Genomic DNA, 21,008 nt, shown 5'->3' with positions numbered 1-21,008 from the left:
GAGGACAGGCCCCGGGCGCGGCACGGCGGCGGGGACCGCCGGGGTGTGGCGATGACCGCGCCGGACGGCCCGCTGGCCCGCTATCGGGCCCTGCTGGAGGCGGGCACGCTGCATCCCGACCCCGCCCAGGAGCATGTGGTGCACCGCCTCGACGCGCTCGCCGCGGCCCTGCCCGCGCATGACGCCGGCCGGCCGGACGGCGGCGCGGCCCGCGGCGCCGGACGCGGCCTGCTGCGGCGCCTGCCCGGGCTGGGGCGCGGCGCGGCCGGCGGCCGGCGGGCCGACGAGGCGCGACGCGACGAGGCGCGACGGACGGCGCCGCGCGGCCTGTATATTCACGGCGCCGTGGGGCGCGGCAAGTCCATGCTGATGGACCTGTTGCACGGATCCGTCGCGCTGACGCGCAAGCGCCGGGTGCACTTCCACGTCCTGATGCGCGAGATCCACGAGACCCTGCACCGCTGGCGCCAGGAGGGACGCGAGGGCACGGACCCCCTGGTGCGCCTGGCCGACGAGATCGCCGCCGGCGCCACGCTGCTGTGCCTGGACGAGATGGAGGTCAAGGACATCGCCGACGCCATGATCGTCGCGCGCCTGTTCGGCCGTCTGCTCGACGCCGGCGTGGTGGTGGTCACGACCTCGAACCGGCCGCCGGCCGACCTGTACAAGGACGGGCTGCAACGCGAGAAGTTCGTGCCCTTCATCCGCCTGCTGGAAACCCGTCTGGACGTGCTGGAACTGGACGCCGCCCAGGACTACCGCCTGGGCCGGTTGCAGGGCCACGCGCTCTATCACCATCCGCTCGGACCCGACACCGACGCGATGCTGGAGAAGACGTTCCAGGCGCTGCTGGACGGCACCCCGGAGACGCCGGACACGATCCCGGTGCACGGTCGGGCCATCGCCGTGTCGCGGGCCGGCAACGGCGTGGCCTGGTTCTCCTTCGACGACCTGTGCGGGCGACCGCTCGGGGCCGCCGATTACCTGGAAATCGCCAGCCTGTACGACGTCGTGGTGGTCAGCGGCATCCCGCGCCTGGGGCCGCAGGACCGGGACCGCGCGCGCCGCTTCGTGGTCCTCGTCGATGCCCTCTACGAGCACCGCACGGCCCTGGTCTGCGGTGCCGACGCGCCGGCCACCGAGCTGTACGAGGCCGGCGAAGGCCGGTTCGAGTTCGACCGCACGGTCTCCCGCCTGATGGAGATGCAGGCGGCCGACTACCTGGGGCGGCCCCACGTGCTGGACCGGCATCCGGCGCCGGCCGCGCCGGCCGGTCAAAGGGCCGAATAGCCGTACGGTGGCATGTCGGCGCCGCCCGACAGTGCGCCGAACCGCTCCAGACCGCCGCCCATCAGGGTGGGGCCGCCATCACCGGCGACGACGCGGTTGCAGCCCTCGCGTCGCGCCCGGCTCAGCCGCTCCAGGCATTCCGACAGCAGCCAGGCGTCCACCTCGGGCCCGGAGCAGCGCCGCGCGGCGACCCCGACGCTCACGGTGACGTGATCGGCCACCGGCGAGTCCCCGTGCGGCAGCGCCAGCGCGGCGACCGACTCGCGGATGGTCTCCGCCACCACCCGGGCCCCGCGCAGGTCCGTCTCCGGCAGCAGGCAGGCCACCTGGTCGGCGGTGAAGCGCGAGACCACGTCGGGCGGGCGCCGCAGGCGGGCGGAGACGCAGTCCGCCACCCGGTGATAACAGTCTTCCGCGGCCGCGGCGCCGTGGCGGGCGCGGAAGTCCCGAAAGTGGTCGATGTCGAGAAGAAGTAGCGCGAGCGAGCCGTCGGACCGGCGCAGGCGGCCGCTCTCGCGCCGCAGCAGGCCATCGAACACGCGGCGGTTCATGATGCCGCCGCCCGTCTCGCAGCGGACCGCAAGCGCCATGTCCATGCGCAGGCGACGCAGTTCCACCAGCCAGGCGACCCGGGCCCGCGCCAGGTCGGCGTCCACCGGCTCCGACAGCACGTCGGCGATGCCGAGGTCCCGCCACGCCCGCGCCGACGCGCCCGCGCCGCCGGCGCCACCCGCCCCGTCGGCCCCGGCTTGCAGCAGCACGACCGGCGTCATGGCGGTGCGGGTGTCGGCCCGCAGCGCGGCACACAGATGCCGCGCGCGGTCGCCCAGAAGAGCGGCGTCGAGCACCACAAGGTCGGGCCGCAACCCGAACACCGCCCCCTCGGCCGCGTCCACGTCGGGCACCCTGTGAACGTCGGAGTCGCCAGCCAGGGTGACGCAGAGGGTGTCAACCCGCTCGCCGTCTCCCCCGATCACCAAAACCCGAGCGGGGTCCTCGGCCATGCCCCCCTCCCCTGCATTATCTGGGTGCGGCCGCGTTCGGCCCTGCACCGGGTGTCCGCCGCGCATCCACACTCTCCGGCCACACTCTCCGGCCACACTCTCCGGCACGCTGCAGCACACTCTCAGTGCTGCAAATGCCCGGTGATGCAAACACATGGTGATGCAAACGCATGGTGACGCAAATGCACCGTGATACAAACGCACAGTGCTGTAACCGCGCGGCCGGGTCGCCGGACCACACCTGCAACCGGGACGGCATGGTAGGGAAAGGATACCGGAAAGCCAACAATCAAAAGAGCGCCGGGACCGGAATGCGGGACCGGACCGCCACTGACGATGACCCCGAGCAACGGCGGCGGCAAGCCTCAGCCTTTCGGCGTCTTCATTGGCCCGGACAGTCTTTAGGCGGGGCGCGAGTCTTGCGCCCCTGGCCCGATCTCTTGGCCCGTCTGTGCACCGTCCGCGGACGCCGGGTCGGCGTCGGCCGCCGGTCCGTCGCTGTAGACCAGGGCGTCGTGGCGCTCGGCCAGGCCCGAGGGGTCCTGGTGGATGAGCACGTCGGCGCCCGGAAAGGCGCGCCGAATGCGGGCCTCGACCTGATCGGCGATGCCGTGGGCCTGCCAGAGCGGCAGGGTGCGCTCCATCACCAGGTGCAGTTGGATGAACCGCTGCGGCCCGGACGAGCGCGTGCGCAGATCGTGCACGTCCAGCACCTGGGCGTGGTCGCGGGCGATCTCCAGGATGCGCGTGCGGTCCGGCTCGTCGAACTCCCGATCCATCAGAAGGTTCAGGGAATTGCGCAGGATCGCCCATGCATTGTAGAGCAGGTAGAGCGCGATGGCGAACGCGAACGCCGGATCGGCCCAGGGCAGGCCGACCGTCGTGGCGAGCACCAACGAGAGAATCACGCTGAGATTGATGAGGACGTCGCCGGCGTAATGCGTCGAGTCGGCCTGGATGGCGATCGAGCCGGTGCGCCGCACGACGTGGCGTTGGAACGCCACCAGAGCAAGAGTCATGGCGATCGACACAACCATGACGGCGATGCCCAGGCCCGAGCGCGCCACCGGCACGGGGTCCAGGAACCGGTCGCTGGCCTCGACCACCAGGAACAGGGCCGAGCCGCCGATGAAGGCCGCCTGCGCCAGCCCGGCCAGCGGCTCGGCCTTGCCGTGGCCGAACCGGTGATCGCGGTCTGCCGGCGCCAGCGCCACCCGCACCGCGAACAGGTTCAGCAGCGAGGCCGCCGCGTCCAGCACGGAATCGACCAGCGTCGACAGCAGCGACAGCGAACCGGTCAGTGTCCAGGCGACCAGCTTGATGAGGATCAGGGTCGTCGCCGTCCCCACCGCGGCATAGGTCGCCCACCGCATCAGGCGCCCGGCGTGCGCGGTGGTGTCGGCGGCGGCCTCGGTCTCGGGCAACACGGGGCTGTCGACCATCGGAACGGGTCCTCCTCGCGGCGGCGGTGGTGGCGGCGGCCGGCTCAGGGATACAGCCGCTCGGTCCGCCAGGCCGTGCCGTCCCAGGTGTAGACCATGCGATCGTGCAGCCGGAACGGTCGATCGCGCCAGAACTCGATGCGCTCGGCCACGACGCGGCGCCCGGTCCAGTACGGCGGCCGGGGCACGGCGCCCACCGCGTACCGGGCCGCATACTGGGCGATGCGTTTCTCCAGGTCCATGCGCGCGCGCAACGGCCGCGACTGCTGCGAGGCCCAGGCCCCGATCCGGCTGTCGCGGGCGCGGGAGGCGAAGTAGGCATCGGCCTCCGCGTTGCTGACCGGGACCACCGGCCCCTCGACCCGCACTTGGCGGCGCAGGCTCTTCCAGTGGAAACACAGGGCGGCGTGCGGGTTGTTCTCCAGGTCCTCGCCCTTGCGGCTCTCCATGTTGGTGTAGAAGACGAAGCCGCCGTCCGGGCCGGGCCGGGGCACGACGTCCTTGAGCAGCACCATGCGCACCGACGGCCGCCCGTCCGGGGTCGCCGTGGCCAGCGCCATGGCGGTGGGGTCGTTGGGCTCGGCCGCCTCCGCCTCGGCCAGCCAGGCGCGGAAGAGGGCGAACGGATCGGACACGTCGATCGAGGACACGGGACAATCCTCCTGAGCGGGCCGGCCGCCGCCGCGCGGCGCGCGGGCCGGACGACCACCGGACTGGGAACGGGGCGCCCACACAAACCAGAACCCGGCCGCGCTTTCCAGCCCCATGTGAGAGCGGCGCACGCCCCGGCCGCCGCCGCCGGTTCTGGCCGCCGCACCGTCGGACGGCCCGGATATGCCCTTTATTTCGCCATCTTGGTGGGCCACGGTAGCGGGAAGGATGGGTCGCGCGCCCGACCCGCTCGGACATGGCCCCGGAGTCGCTCCCCGAGACGAGAGCCCGGAGACGAGAGCCCGGAGACGAGAGCCCGGAGACGAGAGAACGTGAGAAAGGGTCCCTCCATGCACAGCATCGCGAAACGTTCCACCGCCACGGCGCTGGCCGCCGTCCTGCTGGCCGCGCCCGTGCTGAGCGCCTGCCAGCAGGCCCAGAACAACCCCAAGCAGACCGCCGGCGCCGTCGGCGGCGCCGCCCTGGGCGGCCTGCTCGGCTCCCAGTTCGGCGGCTCGACCGAATGGAAGATGGCCGCCACCGGGCTCGGTGTGCTGCTGGGCGCCGTGGTCGGCAGCGAGATCGGCCGCTCGCTCGACGAGACCGACCGCATGCGCATGCGCCAGGCGTCGCAGCAGGCGTACACCGCCCCGGTCGGCCAGACCATCCGCTGGAACAACCCGCAATCCGGCAACAGCGGCACGTTCACGCCGGTCAACGACGGCTACACCAACACCGGCCAGTACTGCCGCCAGTTCCGCACCACGGTGACGATCGACGGCCGCCTGGAGGAGGCCACGGGCACCGCCTGCCGCCAGCCGGACGGCACCTGGCAGATGGTCAACTAGCGGGCTCTTGCACACCGACCTATATTGTCCGCAGTTTCCGTGAACACTGTGGGGCGACGGGACGGTCATGAAGGACCCCTATGGCGTGCTCGGCGTTGCGCGCAGCGCCAGCACAGACGAGATCAAGCGCGCCTATCGCCGGTTGGCGCGGACGATGCATCCCGACGTCAACCCCGGCGACCCCAAGGCCGAGGAGCGGTTCAAGGACCTCAACGCGGCCTACGACCTGCTGTCGGACGCCGATAAGCGCGCCCGCTTCGACCGCGGCGAGATCGACGCCAACGGCCAGGAGCGGCCGTTCGGGTTCCGCGGCGGGCATGCCGGCGCCGGACCGGGCGGGTTCGGCGGGTTCTCCGGCTTCCGGGCCGGCGGCGGCCGAACCGACGGATCCGCCGGATCCGCCGGATCCGCCGGATCCGATGGCGGGTTCCACTTCCGCTTCGAGGACCTGTTCAAGGGCGCCGACACCGTCGAGGACATCTTCGCCCGCGCCCAGTCGGCCAAGCGCAAGGGAAGCGGCGCGGGCGGCGGTGCAGGCAGCGGTCCAGGTGGCGGCGGATCGCAGACCGGGGCAGCCCGCGGCGGCGATGCCCAGTATCGCCTGCGCGTTGCCTTCGAGGAGGCCGCGCTCGGGACCACCCGCCGCATCACTCTGACCAGCGGCAAGACGCTCGACGTGCGCGTGCCCCCCGGCACCGAGAGCGGCGCCGTCCTGCGCCTGCGCGGACAGGGCCAGGCGGGGCGTTTCGGCGGCCCGGCCGGCGACGCCCTGGTCGAGATCGTCGTGCGCGAGCATCCCGTGTTCCGCCGCGAGGGCGATGACGTCATCGCCGACGTGCCGGTCGGACTGCGCGAGGCCGTGCTGGGCGCCAAGATCACGGTGCCCACCATCGACGGCCGGGTCGCAGTGACGGTGCCCGAGGGCTCCAACACCGGGGCCACCCTGCGCCTGCGCGGCAAGGGCCTGCCCCGGAAGGATGGCCCGGCGGGCGCGCGCGGCGACCAACTCGTCCGCCTGCGGCTCGTGCTGGAAGACCCCAAGGACGAGAAACTGCGCGCCTTCGCCCGAAAATGGCAGCCGGCCGGGGCGGCCGACGTGCGCACCGGGCTGGAAGACCCCGCCACCGACGGCTGACGGGCGCGGTCGCGGCCGGGGATGCGATGCGCCTATCACCGTCATGGGCATTCCCGCCCGATTGTCCTAAGGTCCCGCCGGGGGAGGCGCCTTGCGGCCCCACGACCCCTTGGGTTCCGCCGCCCCTGCCCCATATCCTCGAGTCCCCGTTCCCACGCCTTCCCTGACATCCGCCGGCTCACAGCGAGGCCCGCCCATGCCCGCCATCCTGACCTCGCGTCTGTCCGACGCCGCCGCCCTGCCCAAGGTCGACCAGGACCTGCGCTCTCTGATGGACGCCTTCGCCGAGGTCCTGGGCGACATCGGCGAACACGGAGTCGCCACGCGCCTGCCCTGGCCGCGCGAGGGCGACACCCTGGTGACCGTGGACGTCGAGCGCGTCAACGAGTGGCCCGAAGACCCGGCCGATCCGCTCGCCGAACGGTGCGTCGAGGCGCGTTCGATCGCCTTCCAGCTCCTGCACCAGGCCGAGGAGAACGCCCTCGCCCAGAGCCGGCGCCGGGTCGAGAGCGAGGGTTCGCTGGAGGCCGATTCGGGCTCCTGGGAATACGTGCTGAGCCGACTGGCCCGCGACGGCTGGACCCCGGCAGAGATCGCCGATGCCCTGGGGACGGTGCGGGTCGAACCGGTTCTGACCGCCCATCCCACCGAGGCCAAGCGGTCCAGCGTGCTGCACCATCACCGCGCCATCTACCGCCTGCTGGTGGACAACGAGAACACCATGTGGACGCCGGGCGAGCGCGCGGCGCTGCGCGACGAGACCAAGGCCGGCCTGGAGCGGCTGTGGCGCACCGGCGAAATCCTGCTGGAGAAGCCGACCGTTCAGGGCGAGTTGGGGATCGTCCTGTATTTCCTGGGCGAGATGTTCCCGCAGACACTGCCGTGGCTCGACCGGCGGCTGGAGACGGCTTGGCGCCGCGTCGGCTTCGACCCGGCGCTGCTGCGTGACCCGACCCATCGGCCGCGCGTCACCTTCGGCAACTGGGTCGGCGGCGACCGCGACGGCCACCCGCTGGTCACCCCCGAGATCACCGCCTGGACCCTGGAGCAGCTCGCCACCACCGCGCTCGACAACCTGCGCGACCGGCTCGGCAAGCTTGCCGCCGGGCTGTCGCTGACCACCTCGCGCCAGGCGGTGCCGCCGGCGTTGACCACGCGCCTGACCCGCATGGCCCAAGCCCTGGGGGACGACGCCCAGGCGGCGCTGGAACGCAACCGCGGCGAGCCCTGGCGGCAAATGGTGAATCTGATGATTGCCGCCCTGCCGACGCCGTCGGGTCCGGTGGCGCCCGGGCGCTACCGCCGGCCGCGCGAACTCCTGGCCGACCTGGAGCTGCTGGGCGACACGCTGTCGGCGATCGGGGCGCGCCGGCTGGCCGACCGCGACGTGGGCGCGGTGCACGCCATGGTGCGGACCTTCGGGTTCCACCTGGCCTCGCTCGACATCCGTCAGAACAGCGCCTTCCACGACCGCGCCGTGGCTCAGTTGCTGGTGGCCGGCGGGCTCGACGGCGCCGGCTTCGCGGACTGGGACGAAGACCGCCGCCTCGCCCTGCTGGAAACCGAACTGCGCTCGCCGCGCCCCTTCATGCACGACGGCACCCGTGCCGGGCCGGAAGCGGCCAGCGTGCTGGGCTGCCTGCGGGTGGTCGCCCGGCGCATCCAGGAGCGGGGACCGGACGGCCTGGGCGCCCTCATCGTCAGCATGACGCGGGGCCTCTCCGACCTGCTGGCGGTGTACCTGCTGGGGCGCGAGGCCGGCCTGCTGACCTATCCGGACGGCGTCGCCTGCTGCCCGCTGCCGGTGGTGCCGTTGTTCGAGACCATCGAGGATCTCCAGCACAGCGCCGGCATTCTCGATGCCTTCCTGTCCCACCCCGTCACCCGCGCCAGCCTGGAGCAGCAGCGCCGCGACGCCGGGGGCTCGGCCCCACGACAGCAGGTCATGATCGGCTACAGCGACAGCGGCAAGGACGGCGGCCTGGTGGCCAGTCAGTGGGGCCTGTACCGGGCGCAGGCCGACATGATCGCGGTGGCGGAGCGGCACGGCGTGCGCCTGCGCTTCTTCCACGGCCGCGGCGGCACCATCAGCCGCGGCTCCGGCCCCACCCACCGCTTCGTGCGGGCACAGCCGCCCGGCGCCATCGACGGCGAGTTCCGCCTGACCGAGCAGGGCGAGACGATCTCCCAGAAGTACGCCAACGTGGTCACCGCCGCCTACAACCTGGAGCTTCTGACCGCCGGCGCCCTCAACGCCACTCTGCGGGGCCGCCGCGCCGGCCGCAACGGACACGCCCTGGCGCCCGTGATGGAGCGGCTGGCGGCCGACAGCCGGGCGCGCTACCGCTCGCTGCTGGAGGCCGAGGGCTTCATGGACTTCTATGCCCAGGCCACGCCCATCGACGTCATCGAATCCAGCCGCATCGGCTCGCGGCCGGCGCGCCGCACGGGCCAGCGCACCTTGCAGGACCTGCGCGCCATCCCGTGGGTGTTCGCCTGGAGCCAATCGCGGTTCCTGGTGTCGGCCTGGTTCGGCGTCGGCAGCGCGCTGATCGGGCTGCGCGACGACGACCCCGACGCCTTCGAACGCCTGGCCGCCTGCAAGCGCGCCACCGAGTGGCCGCCGCTGCACTACCTCATCAGCAACGCCGCCACGGCCTGGGCCACCGCCGATCCCCGGATCATGCGCCGATACGCCGGCCTGGTCGAGGACGAGGCCCTGCGCGACCGCCTGATGGACCTGATCCTGGACGAGTACGAGCGCACCCGGGTGGCGCTGGAGGCCATCTACGAGGGACCGCTGTCGGAAACCCGGCCGCGGGTGCACCGGGTGCTGAGCCTGCGGGCCCCGGCGCTGGCCCCGATCCACGCCCGCCAGGTCCAGATCCTGGACCGCTGGCGGCGGCTGCGCGCCGACGGCAAGGAGTACGAGGCGGACCGCTGGCTGCCGTCGCTGTTGCAGACGGTCAACGCCATCGCCGCCGGCCTGGGCGCGACGGGATAGGCCGCGTCCCCCCCGCGCCGCGATCCCGCCCTTTTCCTCCCTCCCGCTTTGTTCCATGCTGGCAACGGTCAGGATGGCGCCAACCCCGGATCAACCGGGGCGCGCCGGCCGCCGCCCGGTCGTCGCGCGGCGGCCCCGGACAGGGAGGGCGTTCCATGCAGACCACCCCCACCCCCGCGGACACCATCGGCCCCGCGGGATCGGGCGCCGTGCCGACCATGCCCGAGTCCGACTCGGTCGACCCGGCGGACCCGACGGACCCGACGGCGGGGCGGCCGTCCGCCGCCGCCGCCGCCGATCCGCCGGCGCGGGCGCAGCCCCTGGCGGAGCGCGTCACCACCCTGACGATGGACGCGCCCTGGGGTTGGCTCGCCGCCGGCTGGCGCGACCTGATGGCGGCGTGGCCGGTGAGCCTAGCCCTCGGCGGACTGTTCACCCTGCTCGGCCTGGCCCTGACCGTGGGTCTGGTGCTGGCCGGGATGGACTATCTCGTCACCTCGGTGGGCGCCGGCTTCCTGCTGGTGGCGCCGGCGCTGGCGATGGGGTTCTACGACATCAGCCGGCGGCTGGAGCGCGGCGAGCGCCCGAGCCTGGGCTCGGCGCTGACGGCGTGGCGGGCCAACCCGTTCCACATGCTGTCGCTGGGTGTCGCGCTCATGTTCCTGATGATGATCTGGCTGCGCTTCGCGGCCCTGATCTTCGCCCTGTTCTTCCCCTATGTGAGCATGTCCTGGGGCAGCATGCTCAACCAGACCCTGTCGCCGGAGGGTCTGGTGTTCCTGGCCGTGGGCTCCGCCGTGGGCGCGGTCTTCGCCGCCGTCGCCTTCGTGTGCGCCGTGATCTCGGCGCCGATGATGCTCGATCGCAAGGTGGATGCCGTCGAGGCGGTGCTGACCAGCATCGTCGCGGTGCTGCGCAACGGGCCGGCGATGGCGCTGTGGGCCGGGCTGATCGCGGTCTTCACCCAGGCCGGGCTGGTCACCCTGTTCGTCGGGCTGGCGCTGACGCTGCCGCTGATCGGCCACGCCAGTTGGCACGCCTACCGGGAGACGGTGCGGACGCCCGAGGGGTGACGGGCCGTCTCTTCCCCCCGCCCCTTGCGATGGCTAGAGTCCGTCCCACCTGCGATGCACGTCCACCGCGCCACGGGATGCCGCCGTCATGTTCCTGAACCTCTTCTACGAACTGCGCAAGGCCAAGGTACCGGTCTCGCTCAACGAGTACCTGACCCTGCTGGAGGCCATGGTCGCGGAGGTGCCCCAGTACAGCGTGGACGACTTCTATTTCCTCTCCCGCGCCACCCTGGTGAAGGACGAGCGCAACCTGGACAAGTTCGACCAGGTCTTCGGCCACGTCTTCCGGGGCCTGGAAAAGCCCGAGGGCGAGGCCGGCCTCACCGCCGAGATCCCCGAGGAGTGGCTGCGCGCCCTGGGCGAGCGCTTCCTCACCGAGGAGGAGAAGCGGCAGGTCGAGGCCCTGGGCGGCTGGGAAAAACTCATGGAGACCCTGCGCCAGCGCCTGGAGGAGCAGAAGGGCCGCCACGAGGGCGGCAACAAGTGGATTGGCACCAAGGGCACCTCGCCCTTCGGCGCCTACGGCTACAACCCCGAGGGCATCCGCATCGGCCAGGACCGCTCGCGCCACCGCCGCGCCGTCAAGGTCTGGGACAAGCGCGACTTCAAGGACCTGGACGATCAGGTCGAGATTGGCACCCGCAACATCAAGGTCGCCCTGCGCCGGCTGCGCCGCTTCGCCCGCCAGGGGGCGGCCACCGAGCTGGACCTGGACGACACCATCCGCTCCACCGCCCATCAGGGCGGCATGCTGGACCTGAAGATGGTGCCGGAGCGGCACAATACGGTGAAGGTCTTGCTGCTGCTGGACGTGGGCGGGTCGATGGACGACCATGTGCGGATCTGCGAGGAGTTGTTCTCGGCCGTACGCTCCGAGTTCAAGCACCTGGAGCACTACTATTTCCACAACTGCGTCTACGAGGGGCTGTGGCGCGACAACGCCCGGCACTGGCAGGAGCAGACGCCGACCTGGGACGTCATCCACACCTACCCCCGGGACTACAAGCTGGTGCTGGTCGGCGACGCCTCCATGAGCCCCTACGAGATCGTCTATGCCGGCGGCGCGGTCGAGCACTGGAACGAAGAGCCGGGCCAGGTGTGGCTGACCCGGCTGCTGGACCAGTTTCCGCATGCGGCGTGGCTCAACCCGGTGCCGCAGGCGCACTGGGGCTACACCCAGTCGATCCAGATGGTCGAAAAGCTGATGGGCGGGCGCATGTTCCCGCTCACGCTGGAGGGCCTGGACCGGGCCATGGGCGAGTTGAACCGGTAGGACCGGCGGCGCGGTGGCGAGAGAGGCTACTGGGTGCCGTGGCCCATGCCCGCGCCCATGCCCGCACCCATGCCCGCACCCATGGCGCCCACACCCCGGACGGTCACGGTCACGTCCACCGTCCCGGCCTGGTCGAAGGTCAGCGACAGCGGAAACGTCTCGCCCTCTTCCAGCGGCGCGTGCAGCCCGATGAACATCACGTGCAGACCGCCCGGCTGCAACCGGGTGACGGCGTCCGCCGGGACGTCGATGGCCTCCACCTTGCGCATGCGCATGACGTCGCCGTCCTTGATGTGGGTGTGCAGTTCGACGACGTCCGACACCTCGGCGTCGGCGGCCACCAGGCGGTCGGCGGCGCCGGCGTTCTCGATGGTGAGGAAGGCCGCACCGGCCCGCGCCATGCCGGCGGAGGCCCGCGCCCACGGCGCGCGGATGGTGAGGTCCCCGGCGGTCACCGCGTCGGCGGCGGCCGCCGGGCCGGTCCCGATCGCCAGGGGCAGGGCGAGCAGGGCGGCGGACAGCAGGGACGGAACGGCGAACATGGACTGCGGCGACATGACGACTCTCCCTGAGGCGATGGGCGCAGGGCGGACGCACCCGCCCCGTGCGGCGCAAACCTTGCCGTGCCGGCGGCGGCGGGGCAAGCATCGCGACCGCCGCGGTTCGTGCCGCGCCGCGCGCCGAGGCCCGCTCCGGGCTGGACCCGTCCGCCGAATCCGGGCACACTGCGGCGCGATGAAGGTTCAGCCCCGGAAACGGCCCACCGGCACGCAGAGTCGGGCCGCGCGCCTGATGGTGCGACGCAGCGTCCAGGCCGCCTTATCCACCGTGATGGCCGGGCCACCGTTGGGTGCTCCCTACGGATCGCTGGTGACCGTCGCGACCGACCCGCGCGGGGCGCCCCTGGTGTTGCTGTCCGATCTGTCCGATCACACCCGCAACCTGAAGGCCGATGACCGCGCCGCCCTGCTGTTCACCGAGGCCGGCGGCCACGTCAATCCCCAGGAGGACGCGCGCGTCACGCTCATGGGCCGGCTGGTCCCCGACCCGGACCCGGCGGCCCGGGACCGGTTCCTCGCGCGTCATCCCCATGCGGCGCTGTACGCCGGATTTACCGACTTCGCAGTGTATCGCATGACCGTCTCGCATGCCCATTTCGTCGGCGGCTTCGGCGCCGCCGCCTGGATCGACGATCCCGCCGACTGGCTGGTGCCCGCCGACCTGGCGGCCAGCGTGCAGGCGCGCGCGGCGGCGCTGGGCGCGCTCCGGGACGCGGACGGCTGGCGCCTGGTGGGTGTGGACGCGGACGGGATCGACCTCGCCCCGCCGGCGCCGCCGGACCCCGGGCCGGCGGAGAAAGACCCGGGCGAGAGCGGCCGCGTGCGCCGAGTCGCCTTCGCCACGCCCCTGGCCGATGCCGACGCCCTCGATGCGGCCGTGCGGTCCCTGCTGCGGGACGGCGCCGCCGCCGGGGCGCCCGCGCCGGAGGCCCGAACACTATAAGAGAAAACACCAGAGTAGGGAGGACGGCGCGCCCGCCCGGGAGCGCCGGAATGGAACGCCAACGGCGACCGCCGGGTCCACCCCGGTGTCTGTTGTCGTAGCCGGATGACCTGGTTACCTTAATCTTCAGTGTGATTCTAAAATCGCGGAATCGCCGTGCCAACGGGAGGGTGAGTTGATGAGCGAAGCACCGACCAAGCATGCCAGACTGCTGGCGTGGGTGGATGAAATCGCCGCCCTGACCAAGCCGGACCGCATCGAATGGTGCGACGGCAGTCAGGAGGAATACGACCGCCTGTGCGAGCTGCTGGTGCAGGGCGGGTCCTACATCCGCCTGAACCCGGAGAAACGGCCCAACAGTTTTCTGTGTCGCTCCGACCCCGCCGACGTGGCCCGGGTCGAGAACCGCACCTTCATCTGCTCCGAGAATCCGGACGACGCCGGGCCGACCAACAATTGGGTCGACCCCAAGGAGATGCGGGCCACCCTGAACGGCCTGTTCGACGGCTGCATGCGCGGCCGCACCATGTACGTGATTCCGTTCTCGATGGGGCCGCTGGGCTCGGACATCTCCGAGATCGGCGTGGAGATCTCCGATTCCGCCTACGTGGTCACCAACATGCGCATCATGACGCGCATGGGCCAGGCGGCGCTGGACGTCCTGGGCGACGACGGCGAGTTCGTGCCCTGCGTCCACTCGGTCGGCATGCCGCTGACCGACGGCCAGAAGGACGTGCCCTGGCCGTGCAACGCCGACAACAAGTACATCGTGCACTACCCGGAGACGCGCGAGATCTGGTCCTTCGGCTCCGGCTACGGCGGCAACGCCCTGCTGGGCAAGAAGTGCTTCGCGCTGCGCATCGCCTCGGTGAAGGCCCGCGACGAAGGGTGGCTGGCCGAACACATGCTGATCCTGGGGGTCAAGAGCCCGGACGGCCGCAAGTCCTATGTCTGCGGCGCCTTCCCCAGCGCCTGCGGCAAGACCAACTTCGCCATGCTGATCCCGCCCGAGGGCTACGAGGGCTGGGAGGTCACCACCGTTGGCGACGACATCGCCTGGATCAAGCCGGCACCGGACGGCACGCTACGGGCCATCAACCCGGAATACGGCTTCTTCGGCGTGGCGCCCGGGACCTCGATGAAGTCGAACCCGAACGCGATGCTCTCGCTTCGGGGGAACTGCATCTTCACCAACGTGGCCATGACCGATGACGGCGACGTCTGGTGGGAAGGCATGACCGACGCGCCGCCGGCCCACCTGATCGACTGGAAGGGCCAGGACTGGACGCCGGATTGCGGCCGCGTGGCGGCGCACCCGAACGCCCGCTTCACCGCACCGCTGGGCCAGTGCCCGTCGGTGGATGAACGCTGGGAGGACCCCGCGGGCGTGCCGGTCGATGCCTTCCTGTTCGGCGGCCGGGTCGCCTCCAACTTCCCGCTGGTGTTCGAAGCCAAGGACTGGACCCACGGTGTCTACCTGGCCGCGACCATGGGCTCGGAACTGACCGCCGCCGCCGAGGGCAAGCCCGGCGACCTGCGCCGGGATCCGTTCGCCATGCTGCCGTTCTGCGGCTACAACATGGCCGACTACTGGAAGCATTGGCTGGATCTGGGCCACCGCCTGGCCGGCAGCCTGCCGCACATCTACCGCGTCAACTGGTTCCGCAAGGACGACAACGGCAAGTTCATCTGGCCCGGCTTCGGCGACAACATGCGGGCCCTGGAATGGATCGTGAACCGGGTGCGCGGTGAGGCCCACGCGGTCGAGAGCCCGCTGGGCAACGTACCGTCCTACACCGATATCAACTGGAACGGCCTGCCGTTCGACAAGGCGCTGTACAACCGCATCATGAGCGTCGAGAAGGACAAGGCGCTGCGCGAGGTGCAGACCCAGGCCGACCTGTTCGACAAGTTCGGCGATCGCGTGCCGAAGGAGATCACGGCCATGCGCGACCTCATGATGGCCGAGCTGGAGCAGGCCCCGGAGGTGTGGGAACTGCCCAAGTCGGCGTAAGCCGTCCCCCGCGGGCCGCGACGGCGCGGCCCGCGCCCGCATCGCTGTCCCCCGCCGGGCCGCCCGCCCGGCGGGGGTTTTTCTGCCGCCATCCGCCCTGGCCCGGGGTCCCGATGACCGCCCTCCCCGCCTGCACCACCGTGCCGCCCACGGACCCCGCCATCGACCCGCATGACGAGGGCTTCGGGCTGTACGTGCACTGGCCGTGGTGCCTGTCGAAGTGCCCCTACTGCGACTTCAACAGCCATGTGATACGGGCCGGCCCTGATCCTGACGCGTCAGGATCAGGGCCATACGCGGCTTCGCCGCGCCGGCGCGGTCGCGCCGGCCGGCCGACGGACAGGTCCGCCCTTCCGTCGGCCGGTATGATCGACCGCCCGGACCAGGACCGTTGGGCGCGCGCCTACGTCCGCGAGTTGGAGACCCTGGCCGCGGCGGCCCCACGCCGCCCGCTCACCAGCGTATTCTTCGGCGGCGGCACACCCTCGCTGATGGCGCCCGCCACCGTCGCCGCGGTGCTGGAGGCGGCGGCGCGGCTGTGGCCGCTGGCCGACGACATCGAGGTCACGCTGGAGGCCAACCCGGGCGCCGTCGACCGGGTCCGATTCCAGGACCTGCGGGCGGCCGGCGTGAGCCGACTGTCGCTCGGCGTGCAGGCGCTCGACGATACCGCCTTGCGCTTCCTGGGGCGGCGCCACGACGCAGCCGAGGCGCTGGCCGCGCTCGACCTGGCGCGGTCGACGTTCGCCCGCGTCTCCTATGACCTGATCTACGCCCGCCCCGGTCAGACCCCGGAGGCCTGGGCCGACGAGCTGGGCCGCGCGCTGGCCTTCGCGCCCGAGCACCTGTCGCTCTATCAGCTCACCATCGAGACGGGCACGGCCTTCTTCGCCGCCCACCGCGACGGCGCCTTCGTGCTGCCGGACGAGGACACCGCCGCCGACCTGTGGGACGTGACCCAGGAGACCACCGCGGCGGCCGGGCTGCCGGCCTACGAGATCTCCAACCACGCCCGCCCCGGGGGCGAATGCCGGCACAACCTGGTCTACTGGCGCGGCGGCGACTACGTGGGGCTCGGCCCGGGCGCCCACGGCCGCCTGGGCGGGCGCGCCACCCGCACCGTCGCCGGCCCGGCCGGCTGGCTGGCGCGGGTGGAGCGCGACGGTCACGGTGTGCAGGCGCGCGAGAGACTGGCTCCCGCCGACCGCGCGGTCGAACTGCTGCTGATGGGCCTGCGTCTGACCGAGGGGGTCCACGCCGCCCGGTTCGAACGGCTGTGCGGCCGCCCGCTGCCGGAGACGGTGGACCCGGAGGCGCTCGCGGACCTGACGGCTCTTGGCCTGGTGGCCTGGGACGGTGTGCGTTTGCGCGCGACGGCGGCGGGCCGTCCCTGCCTGAACGCGGTGCTGGCCCGGCTGGTGCGGTGACGCCCCGCGGGTGGGATGCGGGACGGCGCGGGACGGCGCCCTCCAGCCGATCGCGAACATGAACCGGCTCGACATTTTTGGTTTCAGAGCGGAGTCACGCGATCACGCCGACTCTCATCGTGGTTCCGGTTGATCGCGATCCGCGCTATGCCACCGGCACCTGGAAGCCGGACAGGGAGAACGCGATGCCGTTGACGAACAGGCTGATGGTGAAGCTGAGGATGGTGACGCCGGCGGCCGACCACCACGGCACCTCCAAGGCGTGACGCGCCAGCAAGGCGGTGATGACCAGCGACGCCGCAACCACCATCAACCCGACGAAGCCGGCCAGGTCCATCGGCACCGCGTCGAGGCGCACGATCACCCCCAGCGGCAGGATGATGAGGCCGATCGGCAACTGCATCCAGTTCAGCGGCACCAGGAAGCGGAACACCGTGGGCGCGATCCCGATCGCGGGCGCCAGGGTCAGCATGAGCAGCGGGAACGCCACCCAGTCGATGACGTAGGCGATCAGTTCCACCGCCACATAGCGCGGCACCGCCACCTGCGCCCCGATGTCCAGCACCAGCACGTCGAGCGCGAGGTGCAACAGGTAGAGCGGCAGCAGGACCACCGCCACCCAGAACGACTTGAGCAGGCCGGTCGGGCTGGCGTCAAAGTAGTCGAAGCCCTCCCGGTCCAGCCGCACCAGGCGCGACAGCCCATGCAGGGCGGCGGCAATGTCGGCGATGCTGAGCGGCGGCATGGCGGCGCTCCTCAGGACCGGACGCCGTAGCCGGCGAGGACGCGGCGGTAGATCTCCGTCAGGGCCTCCAGATCGGCCACGGCGACGCATTCGTCAGCCTGGTGGATGGTGCGCCCGACCAGCCCGAACTCGGCCACGGCGGCGATATCCTTGATGAAGCGCGCATCCGACGTGCCGCCCGAGGTGGACAGCACGGGGCGGCGCCCGGTGACCGCCGCGGCCGCGTCGCTCAGCAGATCCGACAGGAGCCCCGGCGGCGTCACAAAGCTTTCGCCCGAGACCGCGATCACCAGATCGTAGCGCCCCGGGCGACCGGCCTGCACCGACTCGCACACGGCGCGCAGGTGTCGCTCCAGCGTGGCGCTGGTGTGATGGTCGTTGAAGCGGATGTTGAACCGCGCGCTGGCGGCGGCCGGGATCACGTTGGTGGCCGGGTTGCCGACGTCGACGCTGGTGATGGTCAGGGTCGACGGCTGGAAATGATCCGAGCCCCGGTCCAGCGGTTCGGCGGTCAGCGCTGCCAGCATCTCCAGCAGGCGCGGAATGGGGTTGTCGGCCCGCTCCGGATAGGCGGCGTGGCCCTGGGTGCCGTACACCAGAAGCTGGGCGTTGAGGCTGCCGCGCCGGCCCACCTTGAGCATTTCGCCCAGATGGTCGGGACTGGTGGGCTCGCCGACGATGCAGTGGTCGATGCGTTCGCCCTCGGCGGCGAGGGTCTCCACCACGCGCCTGGTGCCGTTGAGCGCCGGGCCTTCCTCGTCGCCGGTGATGAGCAGGCTCAGCGATCCCGGCGGGGGGCCGTGCTCGCCCAGGTGGCGGGCGCAGGCGGCGACGAAGGCGGCGATGGCGCCCTTCATGTCCGAGGCGCCGCGGCCGTACAGCACGCCATCCTCGACCACGGCGGCGAAGGGGTCGCGGGTCCAGCCGTCGCCGGCCGGCACCACGTCGGTGTGCCCGGCGAAGCACAGGTGCGGGCCGTCCGCGCCCAGGCGGGCGTAGAGGTTGTCGACGTCGGCGGTGCCGGGCTGACTGAAGGGCAGGCGCCGGGCGGTGAAGCCGAGCGCCTCCAGGGCGGCCTGGAGGACGTCCAGCGCGCCGTCGTCCGCCGGCGTGACGCTGCGCCGCTGGATCAGCGCGCGGGCCAGCGGCAGCGGGTCGCGCAGGGCGGCCGCCGTCCATGTCGGGACGGGGGCGGGCATGGCGGCGGGCGCGGGCGGCGGACTAGTCACGCAGCAGGTCGTTGATCGAGACTTTGGCGCGCGTGCGTTCGTCCACGCGCTTGACGATGACGGCGCAGGCCAGCGCCGGGCCCGGGCTGCCGTCGGGCAGCGGTTTGCCGGGCAGGCTGCCGGCCACCACCACGGAATAGGCCGGCACCCGGCCCATGAACACCTCGCCGGTGGTGCGGTCGACGATCTTGGTCGAGGCGCCGACGAACACCCCCATGGACAGCACCGAACCCTCTTCGACGATCACGCCCTCGACCACCTCGGAGCGGGCGCCGATGAACACGTTGTCCTCGATGATGACCGGGTTGGCCTGCAACGGCTCCAGCACGCCGCCGATGCCGACGCCGCCCGACAGGTGCACGTTCTTGCCGATCTGGGCGCAGGACCCGACGGTCGCCCAGGTGTCGACCATGGTCCCGGAGTCCACGTAGGCGCCCAGGTTCACGTAGGACGGCATCAGCACCACACCGGGCGCGATGTAGGCCGAGCGACGCACGGCGCAGGGCGGCACGGCGCGGAAGCCGGCGGCCTTGAAGCGCGCGGCGTCCCAGCCCTCGAACTTGGACGGCACCTTGTCCCACCACGTGCTCCCGCCGACGCCGCCGGTGATGGGCGCCATGTCGTTGAGCCGGAAGCTCAGCAGCACCGCCTTCTTGAGCCACTGGTTGACCCGCCAGGTGTCCTCGTGCTTCTCGGCCACGCGGTAGATGCCGGCGTCGAGGCCGTCCAGCGCCAGGTCCACGGCCTGGCGCACCGGACCCGTCGTGGTCGCGGTGACGGTGTCGCGGGCCTCCCAGGCCTCCTCGATGGTGCGTTCCAGGTCGTCCAGGGTCATGGCGGGCGGCATCCGGTGTGCAAGTCTGTAACGGGTCCCGCGACCATAGCCGGCGCGGCGGTCAAGTCAACCGACGGGCCGATTGCCCTGCGACGCCCTCACGCCGCGTCCCGCGTGAGCTGCAGGAAGATGTCCTCCAGGTCGGTTTCCTCGGTCACCAGGTCCGTCATCTCCAGGTCGGCGCCGCGGAAGGCATCGAGGATGGCGCCGATCGGGGTCTCGCTGGGGCGGTAGCGGACACAGATCTGGTCGCGCTCGGCGCCCTTCACCTGCGCCCCCAGCGCCGCCAGCGACGGCGGCAGCGGATCCGGCGCGCTCCCGGCGACGGTCACGATCACGGTCTTGGAGTCCAGCCGTTGCAGCAGGTTGCGGGTGGTGTCACAGGCCGCCACCCGGCCCTTGTTGATGATGGCGGTGCGGTCGCAGAGCGTTTCCGCCTCCTCCAGGTAGTGCGTGGTCAGCAGGATGGTGGTGCCGCGCGCGTTCAGGTCCTTCACATACGACCAGAGCTGCTGGCGCAGTTCGATGTCCACCCCGGCCGTGGGCTCGTCCAGCACCAGAATCGGCGGGGTGTGGACCATCGCCTTGGCCACCAGCAGCCGCCGGCGCATGCCGCCGGACAGGGTGCGGGCGTAGGCGTCGGCCTTGTCCGCCAGGCCCACCGCGTCCAGGATCTCCAGGGTGCGGCGCTCGCGCGCCGGCACGCCGTACAGTCCGGCCTGCACCTCCAGCAGCTCGCGCGGGGTGAAGAACGGATCCAGATTCAACTCCTGCGGCACAATGCCGATGGCCGCCCGGCTCTGGCGCGGGTTGCGGTCGATGTCGTGGCCCCAGATACGCGCACTGCCGCTGGTCTTCATCACCAGCCCGGCCATGATGTTGATGAGCGTGGACTTGCCGGCGCCGTTCGGCCCCAGCAGGGCGAAGAAACTGCCGCGCGGGACGGTCAGCGAGACGTCGTCCAGCGCGGTCTTGGCCGCCTGGCCGGCGCGGGCGCGGTAGACCTTGGTCAGATGCGCGATGTCGATGGCGTTGTCGGGGTAGGCGGCGGCCCGCGATGCGGTGGCGCGGGTGAGGGTCGCGGTATCGGGCATCGAAGCGCCTTCGCTGCGGCGGTGGGCGGGGTCGGGCGGGGACCTGCGTGGTCAAGCGAGGCGCGCGCGGCTGTTGCGTGGCCCCCGGCCGGCAGTATGATCCGGCACAGCCGTTCGGCGCCCCTCTCAACATAGGGCGCCTCCGCCAGAAGTCGAGGAGCCGTGCCATGGCCCACATGCCGACCTTTCCCGTCAGCGAGACCGTCGAGGTGGACCGCCGCGAGGTGGCCTGCGACGGCCTGAACATCGCGCTCGGCCACCCGCGCGTGTTCCTTCACATCAAGCCGGGCGAGACCGACGTGGTGTGCCCGTACTGCTCGCGCCGCTTCGTGCTCAAGGAGGGCGCCGGCGCGGCGGCGGGGCATTAGGGACAGCAGAGCGTGGAGTCCGGTCCCAGGCGGGAGCGTGGGACCGGGAGACCGCGTTCGCCCGGAGCCGCGC

General features: G+C 71.8%; 18 protein-coding genes. 10 read left to right on the top strand and 8 right to left on the bottom strand.

All coding sequences use genetic code 11. The features are described 5' to 3' along the window. The first annotated feature begins 51 nt into the window (after positions 1-51). Positions 52-1,290 carry a cell division protein ZapE gene (gene zapE, locus GGD88_RS00770; RefSeq protein WP_184430984.1) on the top strand — a complete coding sequence of 413 codons (1,239 nt, stop codon included), beginning with the start codon at positions 52-54 and terminating at the stop codon, positions 1,288-1,290. Here zapE and GGD88_RS00765 read toward each other — a convergent pair. The 3 genes from GGD88_RS00765 to pdxH form a co-directional block, all read right to left on the bottom strand. Then, positions 1,275-2,294 carry a GGDEF domain-containing protein gene (locus GGD88_RS00765; protein ID WP_184430918.1) on the bottom strand — a complete coding sequence of 340 codons (1,020 nt, stop codon included), beginning with the start codon at positions 2,292-2,294 and terminating at the stop codon, positions 1,275-1,277. The two genes, zapE and GGD88_RS00765, sit on opposite strands and share 16 nt — an antisense overlap. 401 nt (positions 2,295-2,695) lie before the next feature. Continuing rightward, positions 2,696-3,736, bottom strand: a complete 1,041-nt coding sequence (locus tag GGD88_RS00760) for a cation diffusion facilitator family transporter (RefSeq protein ID WP_184430917.1) — start codon at positions 3,734-3,736, stop codon at positions 2,696-2,698. 44 nt (positions 3,737-3,780) lie between these two features. Next, positions 3,781-4,386, bottom strand: coding sequence for a pyridoxamine 5'-phosphate oxidase (pdxH, locus tag GGD88_RS00755; RefSeq protein ID WP_184430916.1), 606 nt, complete (start codon positions 4,384-4,386; stop codon positions 3,781-3,783). A 351-nt stretch (positions 4,387-4,737) separates the two neighbouring features. Between pdxH and GGD88_RS00750 the strand changes: the two genes are divergently transcribed. The 5 genes from GGD88_RS00750 to GGD88_RS00730 all read left to right on the top strand — a co-directional run bounded on the left by GGD88_RS00750 (position 4,738) and on the right by GGD88_RS00730 (position 11,720). Further along, positions 4,738-5,235, top strand: a complete 498-nt coding sequence (locus tag GGD88_RS00750) for an RT0821/Lpp0805 family surface protein (protein ID WP_184430915.1) — start codon at positions 4,738-4,740, stop codon at positions 5,233-5,235. Between the two features lie 67 nt (positions 5,236-5,302). Continuing rightward, entirely contained in the window at positions 5,303-6,370 is a 1,068-nt protein-coding gene (locus tag GGD88_RS00745) for a DnaJ C-terminal domain-containing protein (RefSeq protein ID WP_184430914.1), read from the top strand. A gap of 196 nt (positions 6,371-6,566) precedes the next feature. Continuing rightward, positions 6,567-9,374: a phosphoenolpyruvate carboxylase gene (locus GGD88_RS00740; RefSeq protein ID WP_184430913.1), complete on the top strand. Its 2,808-nt coding sequence runs from the start codon at positions 6,567-6,569 to the stop codon at positions 9,372-9,374. A 155-nt stretch (positions 9,375-9,529) separates the two neighbouring features. Further along, entirely contained in the window at positions 9,530-10,447 is a 918-nt protein-coding gene (locus GGD88_RS00735) for a DUF2189 domain-containing protein (RefSeq protein ID WP_246423466.1), read from the top strand. A gap of 88 nt (positions 10,448-10,535) precedes the next feature. Then, positions 10,536-11,720: a vWA domain-containing protein gene (locus GGD88_RS00730; RefSeq protein WP_184430912.1), complete on the top strand. Its 1,185-nt coding sequence runs from the start codon at positions 10,536-10,538 to the stop codon at positions 11,718-11,720. Between the two features lie 26 nt (positions 11,721-11,746). On the opposite strand, the gene GGD88_RS00725 is transcribed toward GGD88_RS00730, so the two are convergent. After that, positions 11,747-12,277 (bottom strand): copper chaperone PCu(A)C, encoded by a 531-nt coding sequence (locus GGD88_RS00725; RefSeq protein WP_184430911.1) that lies wholly within the window; start codon positions 12,275-12,277, stop codon positions 11,747-11,749. Here GGD88_RS00725 and GGD88_RS00720 point away from each other — a divergent pair. The 3 genes from GGD88_RS00720 (at position 12,261) to hemW (ending at position 16,664) form a co-directional block, all read left to right on the top strand. Further along, positions 12,261-13,223: a HugZ family pyridoxamine 5'-phosphate oxidase gene (locus GGD88_RS00720; RefSeq protein ID WP_343056167.1), complete on the top strand. Its 963-nt coding sequence runs from the start codon at positions 12,261-12,263 to the stop codon at positions 13,221-13,223. The genes GGD88_RS00725 and GGD88_RS00720 overlap by 17 nt on opposite strands. 178 nt (positions 13,224-13,401) lie before the next feature. Further along, the gene (locus GGD88_RS00715) at positions 13,402-15,237 is read left to right on the top strand and encodes a phosphoenolpyruvate carboxykinase (GTP) (protein WP_184430909.1); all 1,836 of its coding nucleotides are present in this window, start codon (positions 13,402-13,404) and stop codon (positions 15,235-15,237) included. Positions 15,238-15,350: 113 nt separating this feature from the next. Beyond that, the gene (hemW, locus tag GGD88_RS00705) at positions 15,351-16,664 is read left to right on the top strand and encodes a radical SAM family heme chaperone HemW (RefSeq protein WP_221236930.1); all 1,314 of its coding nucleotides are present in this window, start codon (positions 15,351-15,353) and stop codon (positions 16,662-16,664) included. Between the two features lie 145 nt (positions 16,665-16,809). Here hemW and GGD88_RS00700 read toward each other — a convergent pair whose 3' ends face one another. The 4 genes from GGD88_RS00700 to GGD88_RS00685 all read right to left on the bottom strand — a co-directional run bounded on the left by GGD88_RS00700 (position 16,810) and on the right by GGD88_RS00685 (position 20,567). Further along, a complete protein-coding gene (locus tag GGD88_RS00700; protein ID WP_184430908.1) occupies positions 16,810-17,409 on the bottom strand; it encodes a hypothetical protein in 600 nt (199 codons plus the stop codon). Between the two features lie 11 nt (positions 17,410-17,420). Beyond that, a complete protein-coding gene (gene dapE / locus GGD88_RS00695) occupies positions 17,421-18,608 on the bottom strand; it encodes a succinyl-diaminopimelate desuccinylase (protein ID WP_184430907.1) in 1,188 nt (395 codons plus the stop codon). A 22-nt stretch (positions 18,609-18,630) separates the two neighbouring features. Then, positions 18,631-19,473 (bottom strand): 2,3,4,5-tetrahydropyridine-2,6-dicarboxylate N-succinyltransferase, encoded by an 843-nt coding sequence (gene dapD / locus GGD88_RS00690; RefSeq protein ID WP_184430906.1) that lies wholly within the window; start codon positions 19,471-19,473, stop codon positions 18,631-18,633. Positions 19,474-19,571: 98 nt separating this feature from the next. Continuing rightward, on the bottom strand, positions 19,572-20,567 hold the full coding sequence (locus GGD88_RS00685) for an ABC transporter ATP-binding protein (protein WP_184430905.1): 996 nt from the start codon (positions 20,565-20,567) through the stop codon (positions 19,572-19,574). A 167-nt stretch (positions 20,568-20,734) separates the two neighbouring features. Between GGD88_RS00685 and GGD88_RS00680 the strand changes: the two genes are divergently transcribed. Beyond that, complete coding sequence (locus GGD88_RS00680) at positions 20,735-20,935, top strand: zinc-finger domain-containing protein (protein WP_184430904.1); 201 nt, start codon at positions 20,735-20,737, stop codon at positions 20,933-20,935. The last annotated feature ends 73 nt before the right edge of the window (positions 20,936-21,008 follow it).

It is taken from the genome of Roseospira goensis, assembly GCF_014197795.1.
In the GTDB taxonomy this organism is placed as follows: Bacteria; Pseudomonadota; Alphaproteobacteria; order Rhodospirillales; family Rhodospirillaceae; genus Rhodospira; species Rhodospira goensis.
This window is presented reverse-complemented; position numbering and strand designations above follow the sequence as displayed.

Bases quoted from the DNA above. Each gene is read 5' to 3' on its own strand.
- zapE (WP_184430984.1), top strand. From the start codon at position 52: ATGACCGCGCCGGACGGCCCGCTGGCCCGCTATCGGGCCCTGCTGGAG.
- GGD88_RS00765 (WP_184430918.1), bottom strand. From the start codon at position 2,294: ATGGCCGAGGACCCCGCTCGGGTTTTGGTGATCGGGGGAGACGGCGAG.
- GGD88_RS00760 (WP_184430917.1), bottom strand. From the start codon at position 3,736: ATGGTCGACAGCCCCGTGTTGCCCGAGACCGAGGCCGCCGCCGACACC.
- GGD88_RS00750 (WP_184430915.1), top strand. From the start codon at position 4,738: ATGCACAGCATCGCGAAACGTTCCACCGCCACGGCGCTGGCCGCCGTC.
- GGD88_RS00745 (WP_184430914.1), top strand. From the start codon at position 5,303: ATGAAGGACCCCTATGGCGTGCTCGGCGTTGCGCGCAGCGCCAGCACA.
- GGD88_RS00740 (WP_184430913.1), top strand. From the start codon at position 6,567: ATGCCCGCCATCCTGACCTCGCGTCTGTCCGACGCCGCCGCCCTGCCC.
- GGD88_RS00735 (WP_246423466.1), top strand. From the start codon at position 9,530: ATGCAGACCACCCCCACCCCCGCGGACACCATCGGCCCCGCGGGATCG.
- GGD88_RS00730 (WP_184430912.1), top strand. From the start codon at position 10,536: ATGTTCCTGAACCTCTTCTACGAACTGCGCAAGGCCAAGGTACCGGTC.
- GGD88_RS00720 (WP_343056167.1), top strand. From the start codon at position 12,261: ATGGACTGCGGCGACATGACGACTCTCCCTGAGGCGATGGGCGCAGGG.
- GGD88_RS00725 (WP_184430911.1), bottom strand. From the start codon at position 12,277: ATGTCGCCGCAGTCCATGTTCGCCGTTCCGTCCCTGCTGTCCGCCGCC.
- GGD88_RS00715 (WP_184430909.1), top strand. From the start codon at position 13,402: ATGAGCGAAGCACCGACCAAGCATGCCAGACTGCTGGCGTGGGTGGAT.
- hemW (WP_221236930.1), top strand. From the start codon at position 15,351: ATGACCGCCCTCCCCGCCTGCACCACCGTGCCGCCCACGGACCCCGCC.
- GGD88_RS00700 (WP_184430908.1), bottom strand. From the start codon at position 17,409: ATGCCGCCGCTCAGCATCGCCGACATTGCCGCCGCCCTGCATGGGCTG.
- dapE (WP_184430907.1), bottom strand. From the start codon at position 18,608: ATGCCCGCCCCCGTCCCGACATGGACGGCGGCCGCCCTGCGCGACCCG.
- dapD (WP_184430906.1), bottom strand. From the start codon at position 19,473: ATGACCCTGGACGACCTGGAACGCACCATCGAGGAGGCCTGGGAGGCC.
- GGD88_RS00685 (WP_184430905.1), bottom strand. From the start codon at position 20,567: ATGCCCGATACCGCGACCCTCACCCGCGCCACCGCATCGCGGGCCGCC.
- GGD88_RS00680 (WP_184430904.1), top strand. From the start codon at position 20,735: ATGGCCCACATGCCGACCTTTCCCGTCAGCGAGACCGTCGAGGTGGAC.